The 12,085-nt window shown below is 57.0% G+C and carries 10 protein-coding genes and 1 pseudogene; 5 read left to right on the top strand and 6 right to left on the bottom strand.

What is annotated here, in order from left to right:
• Nucleotides 1-24 precede the first annotated feature (24 nt).
• A complete protein-coding gene (locus EnteroDNA1_RS12720) occupies nucleotides 25-867 on the bottom strand; it encodes a 23S rRNA (adenine(2030)-N(6))-methyltransferase RlmJ (protein ID WP_032640380.1) in 843 nt (280 codons plus the stop codon).
• Between the two features lie 206 nt (nucleotides 868-1,073).
• On the opposite strand from EnteroDNA1_RS12720, the gene prlC reads away from it, so the two are divergent.
• Together prlC and rsmJ are read left to right on the top strand one after the other, a co-directional pair.
• On the top strand, nucleotides 1,074-3,116 hold the full coding sequence (prlC, locus tag EnteroDNA1_RS12715) for an oligopeptidase A (RefSeq protein ID WP_064673676.1): 2,043 nt from the start codon (nucleotides 1,074-1,076) through the stop codon (nucleotides 3,114-3,116).
• 7 nt (nucleotides 3,117-3,123) lie between these two features.
• Entirely contained in the window at nucleotides 3,124-3,876 is a 753-nt protein-coding gene (gene rsmJ, locus EnteroDNA1_RS12710) for a 16S rRNA (guanine(1516)-N(2))-methyltransferase RsmJ (RefSeq protein WP_029740252.1), read from the top strand.
• Nucleotides 3,877-3,966: 90 nt separating this feature from the next.
• Here the strand turns inward: rsmJ and uspA are convergent, their stop codons facing one another.
• Nucleotides 3,967-4,404: a universal stress protein UspA gene (uspA, locus tag EnteroDNA1_RS12705; RefSeq protein ID WP_003861223.1), complete on the bottom strand. Its 438-nt coding sequence runs from the start codon at nucleotides 4,402-4,404 to the stop codon at nucleotides 3,967-3,969.
• A 282-nt stretch (nucleotides 4,405-4,686) separates the two neighbouring features.
• Between uspA and uspB the strand changes: the two genes are divergently transcribed.
• A complete protein-coding gene (gene uspB, locus EnteroDNA1_RS12700) occupies nucleotides 4,687-5,022 on the top strand; it encodes a universal stress protein UspB (protein ID WP_003861224.1) in 336 nt (111 codons plus the stop codon).
• Between the two features lie 54 nt (nucleotides 5,023-5,076).
• Here the strand turns inward: uspB and pitA are convergent.
• Nucleotides 5,077-6,575, bottom strand: a pseudogene (gene pitA / locus EnteroDNA1_RS12695) (inorganic phosphate transporter PitA).
• Between the two features lie 228 nt (nucleotides 6,576-6,803).
• On the opposite strand from pitA, the gene EnteroDNA1_RS12690 reads away from it, so the two are divergent.
• Nucleotides 6,804-8,000 carry an NAD(P)/FAD-dependent oxidoreductase gene (locus tag EnteroDNA1_RS12690; protein WP_069303397.1) on the top strand — a complete coding sequence of 399 codons (1,197 nt, stop codon included), beginning with the start codon at nucleotides 6,804-6,806 and terminating at the stop codon, nucleotides 7,998-8,000.
• A 32-nt stretch (nucleotides 8,001-8,032) separates the two neighbouring features.
• Here the strand turns inward: EnteroDNA1_RS12690 and EnteroDNA1_RS12685 are convergent, their stop codons facing one another.
• On the bottom strand, nucleotides 8,033-8,971 hold the full coding sequence (locus EnteroDNA1_RS12685) for an NAD(P)-dependent oxidoreductase (protein WP_064673679.1): 939 nt from the start codon (nucleotides 8,969-8,971) through the stop codon (nucleotides 8,033-8,035).
• Entirely contained in the window at nucleotides 8,971-9,663 is a 693-nt protein-coding gene (locus EnteroDNA1_RS12680; protein ID WP_064673680.1) for an RraA family protein, read from the bottom strand. Before EnteroDNA1_RS12680 ends, EnteroDNA1_RS12685 begins: the two co-directional genes overlap by 1 nt.
• A 169-nt stretch (nucleotides 9,664-9,832) precedes the next feature.
• Here EnteroDNA1_RS12680 and EnteroDNA1_RS12675 point away from each other — a divergent pair, with 169 nt between their 5' ends.
• Nucleotides 9,833-10,570 (top strand): IclR family transcriptional regulator, encoded by a 738-nt coding sequence (locus EnteroDNA1_RS12675; protein ID WP_023309548.1) that lies wholly within the window; start codon nucleotides 9,833-9,835, stop codon nucleotides 10,568-10,570.
• A gap of 37 nt (nucleotides 10,571-10,607) precedes the next feature.
• Here the strand turns inward: EnteroDNA1_RS12675 and EnteroDNA1_RS12670 are convergent, their stop codons facing one another.
• Nucleotides 10,608-11,942, bottom strand: a complete 1,335-nt coding sequence (locus EnteroDNA1_RS12670) for an MFS transporter (protein ID WP_048981458.1) — start codon at nucleotides 11,940-11,942, stop codon at nucleotides 10,608-10,610.
• Between the last annotated feature and the right edge of the window lie 143 nt (nucleotides 11,943-12,085).

The raw sequence follows: 12,085 nt of genomic DNA, 5'->3' as shown, positions 1-12,085 counted from the left end.
AATAGTTTCCACCGATGACTGCGATTACTCCGGCACGATCCAACTGACGGTGGCGTGGCCTGTACCGGCGGGGACCAGCGTTTTATGCAGCCACGGCAGCACGTTGTTCATCTGCGCTTCGAGCTTCCACGGCGGGTTGATCACAATCATGCCGGAGGCGGTCATGCCGCGCTGATCGCTGTCAGGGCGTACCGCCAGCTCGATCTGCAGGATCTTGCGGATGCCGGTCGCTTCCAGGTCTTTGATCATGCGTTTGATCTGCGCGCGCAGCACCACCGGGTACCACAGGGCATAGGTGCCGGTAGCAAAGCGTTTGTAGCCTTCGTGGATGCCGGTTACCACTGCCTGATAGTCGGTTTTGATTTCGTACGGCGGGTCGATCAGCACCAGGCCACGACGGGAAACCGGCGGCAGTTTGGCCTTCAGCTGCTGGTAACCGTCGGCTTTTTCCACGCGGGCGCGGCTGTCTTTCTGGAATTCGGAACGCAGCAGCGGGAAGTCGCTCGGATGCAGTTCGGTCAACTGGAGGCTGTCCTGCTCGCGCAGCAGCTGGCGTGCAATCAGCGGTGAGCCAGGGTAGTAGCGCAGCTGGCCGTTGCGGTTGAAGTGATTCACCACGCCGATGTAAGGCTCCAGCTCGGCAGGCAGGTCGTCCTGCTGCCAGATGCGGGCAATCCCTTCCAGATATTCACCGGTACGCTCGGCATGCTCGCCGCTCAGCTGATAACGGCCCGCGCCCGCGTGCGTGTCCAGATAGAGAAACGGCTTCTCTTTCTCTTTGAGCGATTCGATGATCAGGCTCTGAACGGTGTGTTTAAGGACGTCGGCGTGGTTGCCTGCGTGGAAGCTATGGCGATAACTGAGCATGGGTAATGATATTCCGCTGAATTGACGATTTGCCACAGTTTACAGCAGAACGGCGCAGATTACCCGTAGGCCCGGTAAGCGCAGCGCCACGGGCTCTTTTCCGCAACGTCCGGCATTGAAATCCTCTACACTTAACCCCATTCTAGATCTCATATGCACAGCGCCGGATGCGCGCTTCATTCACCTATTTCAACAGGACAGCGTTTATGACCAATCCATTACTGACGCCTTTTTCGTTGCCGCCGTTTTCTAAAATCCTCCCTGAGCATGTGGTTCCAGCCGTTACGCAATCGCTGGACAACTGCCGCGCGGCGGTAGAAAGCGTGGTAGCGCAGGGCGCGCCGTACACCTGGGAAAATCTGTGTCAGCCGCTGGCCGAAGTGGACGACGTGCTGGGGCGTATCTTCTCCCCGGTGAGCCACCTGAACTCGGTAAAAAACAGCCCGGAACTGCGCGAAGCCTACGAACAGACCCTGCCGCTGCTCTCTGAGTACAGCACCTGGGTCGGGCAGCACGAAGGGCTGTACAAAGCCTACCGCGACCTGCGCGACGGCGACCACTATGCCGAACTGAACACGGCGCAGAAAAAATCGGTCGATAACGCCCTGCGTGATTTTGAGCTGTCCGGGATTGGCCTGCCAAAAGAGAAGCAGACCCGCTACGGCGAAATTGCCGCGCGCCTGTCCGAGCTGGGTAACCAGTACAGCAACAACGTGCTCGACGCCACCATGGGTTGGACGAAGCTGATTACCGACGAAGCGGAACTGGCCGGTATGCCGGAAAGCGCGCTGGCGGCGGCAAAAGCCCAGGCTGAAGCGAAAGAGCAGGAAGGCTTCCTGTTGACGCTGGATATCCCGAGCTATCTGCCGGTGATGACCTACTGCGACAACCAGGCCCTGCGCGAAGAGATGTACCGCGCGTACAGCACCCGCGCCTCCGATCAGGGGCCGAATGCCGGTAAGTGGGACAACAGCCCGGTAATGGCGGAAATCCTCGCCCTGCGTCACGAGCTGGCGCAGCTGCTGGGCTTCGAAAACTACGCCGATAAATCCCTCGCCACCAAAATGGCGGAGAACCCGCAGCAGGTGCTCGACTTCCTGACCGATCTGGCGAAACGCGCCCGTCCGCAGGGTGAGAAAGAGCTGGCCCAGCTGCGCGCCTTCGCGAAAGCCGAGTTCGGCGTGGACGAGCTGCAGCCGTGGGATATCGCGTACTACAGCGAAAAACAGAAGCAGCACCTCTACAGCATCAGCGACGAGCAGCTGCGCCCGTACTTCCCGGAAAACAAAGCCGTTAACGGCCTGTTCGAAGTGGTAAAGCGCATCTATGGCATCACCGCCAAAGAGCGTACCGATATTGACGTCTGGCACCCGGACGTGCGCTTCTTCGAGCTGTATGACGAGAAAAACGAGCTGCGCGGCAGCTTCTACCTCGATCTCTACGCGCGTGAGAACAAGCGCGGCGGGGCGTGGATGGACGACTGCGTAGGCCAGATGCGTAAAGCCGACGGTTCCCTGCAAAAACCGGTCGCCTACCTGACCTGTAACTTCAACCGTCCGGTAAGCGGCAAACCGGCGCTGTTCACCCACGACGAAGTGATCACCCTTTTCCACGAGTTCGGTCATGGTCTGCACCACATGCTGACCCGTATCGAAACCGCAGGCGTAGCCGGTATCAGCGGCGTGCCGTGGGATGCGGTCGAGCTGCCAAGCCAGTTTATGGAAAACTGGTGCTGGGAGCCGGACGCGCTGGCGTTTATCTCCGGCCACTACGAGACCGGCGAACCGCTGCCGAAAGAGCTGCTGGATAAAATGCTGGCGGCGAAAAACTACCAGGCGGCGATGTTCATTCTGCGCCAGCTGGAGTTCGGCCTGTTCGATTTCCGCCTGCACGCCGAGTTTAGCCCGGAGCAGGGTGCGAAAATCCTTGAGACCCTGGCCGAGATTAAAAAGCAGGTTGCCGTTATTCCAGGGCCAACCTGGGGCCGCTTCCCGCATGCCTTCAGCCACATCTTCGCCGGCGGCTACGCGGCGGGCTACTACAGCTACCTGTGGGCCGACGTGCTGGCGGCAGATGCCTTCTCCCGCTTCGAAGAAGAGGGGATCTTCAACCGCGAAACCGGCCAGTCGTTCCTCGATAACATCCTGACCCGCGGCGGGTCTGAAGAGCCAATGGTGCTGTTCAAACGCTTCCGCGGCCGCGAGCCGCAGCTGGACGCGATGCTTGAGCATTACGGGATCAAAGGCTGATTGTTACGTGAAGATCTGCTTAGTAGATGAAACAGGCGCCGGAGACGGCGCCTTATCTGTTCTGGCGGCCCGCTGGGGGCTGGAGCACGATGAAGAAAACCTGATGGCGCTGGTGATGACGCCGGAACATCTCGAATTACGCAAGCGCGACGAACCGAAGCTCGGCGGGATTTTCGTCGATTTTGTCGGCGGCGCGATGGCGCACCGGCGCAAGTTTGGCGGCGGTCGCGGCGAAGCGGTGGCCAAAGCGGTCGGCATTAAAGGGAGCTACCTTCCGGACGTGGTCGATGCCACGGCGGGGCTGGGGCGCGATGCGTTTGTGCTGGCGTCCGTCGGCTGTCGCGTGCGGATGCTGGAGCGTAACCCGGTGGTCGCTGCGCTGCTCGACGACGGGCTGGCGCGGGGCTATGCGGACCCGGAAGTCGGCCCGTGGCTGCAGGAACGACTACAGCTGATCCACGCCTCCAGCCTGACGGCATTGACGGATATCACCCCGCGCCCGCAGGTGGTCTATCTCGACCCTATGTTCCCGCATAAGCAGAAAAGCGCGCTGGTGAAGAAAGAGATGCGGGTGTTTCAGTCGCTGGTGGGGCCTGATTTGGATGCCGATGGCCTGCTGGAGCCGGCTCGTCAGCTTGCCACGAAGCGGGTGGTGGTAAAGCGCCCGGACTATGCGCCGCCGCTGGCGGACGTTGCGACCACTAACGCGGTGACCACCAAAGGGCACCGGTTTGATATTTATCCGGGTACGCCGGAATAAAAAAGCCGGGTGGCGGCTTCGCCTTACCCGGCCTGTGTCCTCGATCTATCCCCTCTCCCTTTGGGAGAGGGTTAGGGGAGTTTAACGCACTTACTCGTCTTCTTCGTCACGCAGTGGAACAATCAGCATATCCACGTGAACGGTGTTAATCAGCTGGCGCGCTGAAGACATCAGCTTGCTCCAGAAGTCCTGATGGTGACCGCAAACCACCAGGTCCATATCGTATTTCTTAATCGCATCAACCAGCACCTGGCCCAGGTCGCCGCTGCCGCTCAGGGTTTCGGTAATCGGATAGCCCGCGTTGGTGGAGAGTTCGCTCAGGGCATGGTGAGTCTCTTCGGAAATGCGTTTCTGCATATCGCCAAGATTCACGTCGATCAGACCGGTGTAGAGGTCGGAGTAATTCACGTCAACGTGAATCAGCGAAACTTTCGCGTTGTAGGGACGTGCCATGGATACCGCTTTATCAACCAGCACTTTGCTCTCCGGAGAGAGGTCAACCGCGATGAGAATGTGTTTGTAAGCCATAGTGTTACTCCTTCCTTAAGTTATCGATGACTAAGTGAGAATGCCGTCGTCTGATACTTTCATTACGGCCCAGTTAAACATATTTTTCAAGCTTTGGTGTTGATAACGATTAACCTTGTGGCAAAAAAATTAACGGATCTCCTACACTGTTAAATGAGCCGTTCGGATATTAAAACGCGAACCGGATCGATTTTGGTCATTCTTTCACTGAACTGTCTGTCAGGGCATTGGGGTGCGGTAGCTCAGGAGCCTTGCTTCGTGGGCGGACGCCGGGGAGGATGTATGATTAGCACCGTCGCATTGTTTTGGGCGTTATGCGTGGTTTGCATAGTGAATATGGCGCGCTACTTCTCATCGTTACGTGCGCTGTTAGTGGTACTTCGTGGTTGCGATCCGTTGCTTTATCAGTATGTGGACGGTGGAGGGTTCTTCACCTCGCATGGACAGCCCAGCAAGCAGATGCGTCTGGTGGGGTACATCTACTACCAGCGCTACCGCGATCATCACGATGAAGAGTTTATTCGTCGCTGCGAGCGCCTGCGTCGTCAGTTCATTTTGACCAGCGCCCTGTGCGGGCTGGTCGTAGTCAGTATGATTGCATTGATGATTTGGCACTGAGCATAAAAAAAGCGGGTCAATTTCCTGACCCGCTTTTTTGTCGCCTTCAACCGATTAAATCAGCTTCAGCGAAATCCAGTACAAACCGCCAGACAGCAGGATGGACGCCGGAAGGGTGAACACCCAGGCCATCAGAATGTTGGTCACGGTTTTGCGCTGCAGACCGCCACCGTCAACAATCATGGTACCTGCCACGGACGAAGAGAGTACGTGGGTGGTGGATACCGGCATACCGGTGTAGCTCGCCAGACCGATAGACACTGCCGCCGTCATCTGCGCGGACATACCCTGCGCATAGGTCATGCCTTTCTTACCGATCTTCTCGCCGATGGTGGTCGCCACACGACGCCAGCCAATCATCGTACCGATACCGAGCGCCAGCGCGACGGCCATGATGATCCAGATTGGCGCGTACTCGATGGTGTTGAGCATATCGCTTTTCAGTTTCTTCAGCAGACGTTTGTCGTCACCATTCACCTCTGGCAGCTTCGCGACTTTATCGGTCACATCAGAGATACAGAGCATGATACGACGAAGCTGACCACGCTGTTCTACAGCCAGTTTGTCGTAGCTTTCGATATCGCCCAGCATGCCTTTCGCACGTTCCAGCGCGTTAATCGCGTTTGCCGGATGGCAGTGGAACTCGCCAGGCGCGGTGGTTGCACCGGCTTCAGGAGAAGGGATCAATTGATCAACGCCGGTCGCTTTTTTCAGCAGGTCAGGATGCTGCTGGAAATAGGTTTCAACGTTGTTGACCGCATCGCGGGTACGGGTGATTTCGTAACCCGAGGCGTTCATGTTCACCACGAAGCCTGCCGGTGCGACGCCGATCAGAACCAGCATCACCAGACCAATGCCTTTCTGCCCGTCGTTCGCGCCGTGAGAGAAGGCCACGCCGATAGCAGAAATGATCAGGGCGATACGCGTCCAGAACGGCGGCTTTTTCTTGCCGTCTTTCTTCTCACGCTCTGCTGGCGTCAGGTGGATACGCGCACGTTTTTTCGTGTTGCTCCAGTAGCGACGCAGGATGAAAATCAATCCCCCGCGACTACCAGACCCACGATAGGGGAGATGATCAGGGAGCCGAAAATGCCCAATACTTTAGGCAGGTTCAGCGCATCAACAACCGATGTCCCGGTCATCAGGGCGTTGGTTAACCCGATACCGATAATCGCGCCGATGAGGGTGTGAGAACTGGATGCAGGCAGGCCAAAATACCAGGTACCGAGGTTCCAGATAATTGCAGCAAGCAGCATTGAGAACACCATAGCGAGGCCATGGCCAGAACTAACGTTAAGCAGCAGATCCGTTGGCAGCATATGCACGATGGCATACGCAACGCTCAGCCCGCCCAGGAGAACACCAAAAAAGTTAAATACCGCCGCCATAACAACCGCAAGCTGCGATCGCATTGCGCGAGTGTAGATAACCGTCGCTACTGCGTTTGCAGTGTCGTGGAAGCCGTTGATCGCTTCGTAAAACAGTACAAAAACCAGAGCAAGCAATAATAAAAGCCCGGTATGTAAATCCAGGCCGGCAAACAAATGTAGCATAGGACGTTACGCCATTTTGAGGACATGAACGCGGCGCATTATCCAGGACAAATGCGCGGCGGGCAAAGTGAAATATAGACTTTTTTTGACATACCACCTGATTTGAGAAAAGCACTAGAAAGGATATTCTTTAAATTTCAATGAAATGGCTTTGTAATATCTTTTTACGCTGGTGTGACCACAGAGGAAACTTTACAATCCGCGGCAGTTAACAAAGAGGGTTTTGACGTGGAAAGGTTTGATGCCGTGGTAATTGGCGCCGGTGCGGCGGGTATGTTTTGTGCGGCAATGGCCGGACAGGCGGGTCGTCGCGTGCTGCTGCTGGATAACGGTAAAAAGCCCGGCCGTAAGATCCTGATGTCCGGCGGCGGGCGCTGCAACTTTACTAATCTGTATGTTGAACCCGCGGCCTATTTGAGCCAAAACCGTCATTTTTGTAAATCTGCGCTGGCGCGCTACACCCAATGGGATTTTATCGACCTTGTGGGTAAGCACGGTATCGCGTGGCATGAAAAGACGCTGGGGCAGCTGTTCTGCGACGACTCCGCGCAGCAGATTGTCGATATGCTGGTGGCCGAGTGCGAGAAGGGCGGCGTCGTCATGCGCCTGCGCACGGAAGTGCTGGAGGTCGCGCGCGACGACCAGGGCTATACGCTGCAGCTGAACGGTGAAACCGTCAATGCAGATAGCCTGGTGATCGCCAGCGGTGGCCTGTCTATGCCGGGGCTGGGCGCCTCCCCGTTCGGCTATAAGATTGCCGAACAGTTTGGCCTGAAAGTCTTGCCTACGCGCGCCGGGCTGGTGCCATTTACGCTGCATAAACCGCTTCTGGAACAGCTTCAGACGCTGTCCGGCGTGTCCGTTCCCTCCGTCATTACCGCCGAAGACGGGACGGTGTTCCGCGAAAATCTGCTCTTTACCCATCGCGGCCTCTCCGGCCCGGCGGTACTGCAAATCTCCAGCTACTGGCAGCCGGGGGAGTTTGTCACGGTTAACCTGCTTCCCGATTGCGATCTCGACGCGTTCCTTAACGAGCAGCGTACCGCGCACCCGAATCAAAGCCTGAAAAACACCCTGGCAATGCAGCTGCCAAAACGTCTGGTGGAATGTTTGCAGGCGCTGGGGCAGATCCCGGACGTGTCGCTCAAGCAGCTTAACAGCCGCGAGCAGGAAACGCTGGTCGAGACCCTGACAAACTGGCGCGTGCAGCCAAACGGCACCGAAGGCTACCGCACCGCAGAGGTCACGCTGGGTGGCGTCGATACGAATGAGCTCTCGTCCCGCACCATGGAAGCGCGCAACGTGCCGGGGCTCTATTTTATTGGCGAAGTGATGGATGTGACCGGCTGGCTCGGCGGGTACAACTTCCAGTGGGCATGGGCAAGTGCCTGGGCGTGCGCTCAGGCGCTGGCAGAAGACAAGTGACATAAGAGCACAGCCACTCGTCACGGTTGGCTTTACGAGCTGACGGTGGTGACGTCTGTCACAGCAAGAATATTGCTCGCGGCCACGGTCCCCATCCTGATATATGACGCTGCGGTAACACCGCCAATATGCGGTGAAATAACCACGTTTTCTACGGACTGCCAGAGGTGCGGCGCGGTCAGCGGCTCGTGGGTAAAGCTGTCCAGCGCGGCGCTGTGCAGCGTGCCATCCCTGAGCGCCGCCAGTAACGACTCATCGTGGATCAGCCCACCGCGTGCCGTATTGACCAGAATTGCGTTCCGCTTGCAGTGTGCGAGCGTTTCGCTATTGATCATCCCCCGATTCTCATCGGTCAGCGGACAGTGCAAAGAGATGACATCGGAACGGGAAAGAAGTCCGTTCAGCGTTTCTGCGCGTTCGCACAGGGCAGGCATAGTCTTAGCATAGGGATCGTAAGCCAGCACCTTCATGCCGAAAGCGTGACCAATAGTCGCCACGCGCGAGCCGATAGCACCCAACCCAATTAGCCCTAACGTTAAGCCCTCCAGTTCAATGGATTTATGCGTCGCCTTATCCCAGTGCCCGTCTCGCAGCCGCTTGTCCAGAGGCACCACTGACTTTGCGCAGGCGAGGATCAGCGCCCAGGTATGTTCAGCCACTGCCGCCGCGTTTGCACCTGGCGCAGCCCGGACGGCGATGTTGCGCTCGGCCGCTGCCGTCTGGTCTATCACATCGATCCCGCTTCCGTGCTTGGAAATAACCTGCAAAGCCGGGGCGGCATCCATAACTTTCGCGGTGATCCTGCCGTAACGTACCAGGATCGCCACAGGATTGTGTCGTTTACACAGCGCGATCAGGTCATCTTCTGTGGGCTGGCGGCCCGCAAACACTACCTCAAAGCCCTGCAACATCACCATGGCCTGCTCCGCCAGGTCGCTTCCGGTAACCAGCACTACGTCTTTGCCCCCCATCACAGCGTCTCCTCGTCGCTCAACATACCTGCCTTACGAAGCGCGTCATCAAGCCAGTGTGGACGTAAATCGCCTTCACGGATGGCAGCAAGACGCCGGGTCTCCATCTCCAGCTTTTCTTTTGCCAGAGCGATAACCTCCTGAACCTCATCGCGCGGGATAACGACCACGCCGTCGATATCCGCGACAACAAGATCCCCGGCCTGAACCGTCGCCCCGGCGACTGAAATGGGATGATTAACCCGGCCAGAAATTAACTTTGTCGGGCCGCAGGGGTTCAAACCGGCAGAAAAGACGGGGTAGTGACCTTTGCTCAGGGTGTCGGCGTCACGTACAGCGCCATCAATAATAATGCCCGCAATGCCGCTCGCCTGAGCCTGAGTGGCCATGATTTCCCCAAGCAGCGCGCAGCTCAGGTCGCCTTTGCCATCGACGACCAGGACATCGCCGGGCTGCGCCACCGCCATCGCGGCATGAATCGCCAGATTATCCCCCGGACGCACTTCAACGGTGATGGCCGGACCCGCAACGGACATGTGTGGGGCCAGCGGTTTGATGCGGCCATGAAGCGTACCGCGGCGACCGGCCACGTCGGCCAGAATAGCTGCCTGATACTCGGCAGCCCGACGAACGTCCTCGGCAGAAACGCGCTCGAACTGGCGATTAATCGGTTTTTTTTCATTAACGGACATAAATGCCTCCATATTGTTTTACTAAGTACAATGCAGGTGTACAGAACAAAACAACTATAGCGGTGTTGATTTCCTTTTAGCCAGACCCGTGGTGGCGTTTGTGATGTAAACACGAAGTGACTCACAAAATTTGAGGTACACTCACTGCCGGGCTAACAAGGAGATAATGATGGGGAATGAAGGCGTTGTAGCGGTTGAAAAAGCGCTGGCTTTACTGGATTGCTTCCGTCCTGGAGATGAGAGCCTGACGCTGACCGCGCTGGCACAGCTGTCGGGTTATCACAAAACCACGGTTTACCGCTTGATGAATTCTCTTGAACGGATGAATTACGTCGTCAGGCATGAAGACGGCAATTATGCGCTGGGCCCACGTCTGCTTTACCTCGGCAAGCTGTATGAACAATCTTTCCACCTTTCCCGGGTGGTCCAGCCAGAGCTCCAGGCCTTATCCCTGGCGTCTCAGGAGAGTGCCAGCTGGTATGTGCTGGAGGGAGGGCAGCGGCTTTGCCTGTTTCGCGCTGAAGCGTCGCATGGCCTGCGACACAGCAATCTTCCCGGCAGCCAGTTCCCGCTCGATAATTCGGCCATCAGTAAGGTATTGCGTCATTGGGGGCTCAATGAAAGCCTGCCGGAGGAAGACGCTGAACTCCCATTCTACACGTCAGGCGCGCGCGATCCCCACACCGCTGCGTTTGCGATGCCTGTCTTCGGCGTTCACGACAAGCTGGTTGCGGCGTTAGCCCTGACCGGCCCCATCTCGCGGCTGACGGAAGATCGTCGTGAGAAGGAGATAGGGCAGTTGATGAAGGCGGCTGCAAGCCGTCTGTCGCAGAAAATGGGCGCCAGCAAGCCCTTCTGTCAGCAGTTCTTTGGTGAAACGAGCGACGCGGCGGAAGAAAATCTTTAAATGCAGAAGCGGGACAAATGTCCCGCTTCTGTCATCGTTAATGCGTGACCTGTTTTTCGTGTAGCTGAGCGCGGCGGGCCTGCCGCCCCATAATGAGCACCGCGATACCCCCGGCCACGCACAGCGCGGCCAGCGGAAGCATTGCCAGCGTGTAGCTGCCTGTCCGCTCATTGATAATGCCGTACGCGTTTACCATCACCGCCCCACCTATCAGGTTTGCGATGGCGCCAATCGCGGCCAGTCCCGCCGCCGCTGAGGTACTGCTCATCCAACCGGACGCCAGCGCCCAGAAAGGCCCTTTCATTGAATAAGCGCCTATCAGCATAATGCTGAGGATAACGATCGTGGCAGACAGCGAGACGCTTACAAAGGCGGCGAACACGCCGGCGGCAATCATGAACAGCGTGAGTGCGGTATGCCAGCGGCGTTCGTTGGTACGATCGGAATTCCGTCCCCATACAATCATGAGAACCGATGCCAGACCGTAAGGAATGGCGTTAAACAGACCTGTCTCAAGGTTATCCAGATGGAAGGATTTCAGCAGTTGAGGAGACCAGACGCTGATGGTCGTGCCCGCGGAAGATGCACCCGCGTAAATCAGCGCCATCAGCCAGATTTGGCGATGCTTCAGCAACTGCCACGTCGTCTGGTGTCCGATACTCTTTTGCTGATTGCGCTCGGTTTCCAGCGTGGTTTCCAGCCATTGTTTCTGTTCGCTGCTGAGCCAGCTCGCCTGATGAGGGCGATCCCGGAGAATAAACCAGGCTGCAATACCCAGCAGCACCGCCGGCAAGCCTTCAATAATGAACAGCAGATGCCAGCCGCGAAGGCCCAGCCAGCCATCCAGTGACAGTATCAACCCGGAAAGCGGGGAGCCGATGAAGTTAGCGAGCGGGATGGCGACCATAAAGGACGCAATAATGCGTGCGCGGTAGCGGGACGGGATCCACCAGGTCAGATACAGCACGACGCCCGGGAAAAAGCCCGCCTCTGCAGCACCGAGAAGAAAACGGACGATATAGAGCGACGTGGTGTTCTGCACCAGGGCCATACACATGGAGACGATGCCCCAGCTGATCATAATGCGCGGGATCCACAGCCGGGCGCCGACTTTCTGCATGGCCAGGTTGCTGGGTACTTCAAACAAAAAATAGGCCACGAAGTAAAGACTGCTGGCGAAGCCAAACGCGGCTTTGCTGAGGCCAAGGTCCTCATTCATCTGCAGCGAAGCCATGCCGATATTCCCGCGATCGATAATGGAGACCAGGTAACTGACAATCAGAAACGGGAGAATACGCCAGATCACCTTCCGCATCGTCTCTCTTTCTATGTCCTCGGTGGCGGTAGCGCCGTTACGTAAATGTTCTGTCATTGTGTCCTCGCAGGGTTTGTTCTTTGTTTTATTAGGTACAACTCAGTTTTATTAAACAAAACCACTATAGCGACGGCGCGTTATTTTTATCCAGTTAATGGAAGGTTTAAATGATGTAAATAAGAGGTGACTCACAGATAGTG

The organism is Enterobacter sp. HK169, assembly GCF_001719105.1.
GTDB lineage: Bacteria > Pseudomonadota > Gammaproteobacteria > Enterobacterales > Enterobacteriaceae > Enterobacter > Enterobacter asburiae_B.
The sequence above is the reverse complement of the archived record's forward strand: the minus strand, read 5'-3'. Positions and strand labels throughout refer to the sequence as shown.

Excerpts from the sequence above, each read along its gene's own strand:
- EnteroDNA1_RS12720 (WP_032640380.1), bottom strand. The coding sequence starts at position 867 with ATGCTCAGTTATCGCCATAGCTTCCACGCAGGCAACCACGCCGACGTC.
- prlC (WP_064673676.1), top strand. The coding sequence starts at position 1,074 with ATGACCAATCCATTACTGACGCCTTTTTCGTTGCCGCCGTTTTCTAAA.
- uspA (WP_003861223.1), bottom strand. The coding sequence starts at position 4,404 with ATGGCTTACAAACACATTCTCATCGCGGTTGACCTCTCTCCGGAGAGC.
- uspB (WP_003861224.1), top strand. The coding sequence starts at position 4,687 with ATGATTAGCACCGTCGCATTGTTTTGGGCGTTATGCGTGGTTTGCATA.
- EnteroDNA1_RS12685 (WP_064673679.1), bottom strand. The coding sequence starts at position 8,971 with ATGGGGGGCAAAGACGTAGTGCTGGTTACCGGAAGCGACCTGGCGGAG.
- EnteroDNA1_RS12680 (WP_064673680.1), bottom strand. The coding sequence starts at position 9,663 with ATGTCCGTTAATGAAAAAAAACCGATTAATCGCCAGTTCGAGCGCGTT.
- EnteroDNA1_RS12675 (WP_023309548.1), top strand. The coding sequence starts at position 9,833 with ATGGGGAATGAAGGCGTTGTAGCGGTTGAAAAAGCGCTGGCTTTACTG.
- EnteroDNA1_RS12670 (WP_048981458.1), bottom strand. The coding sequence starts at position 11,942 with ATGACAGAACATTTACGTAACGGCGCTACCGCCACCGAGGACATAGAA.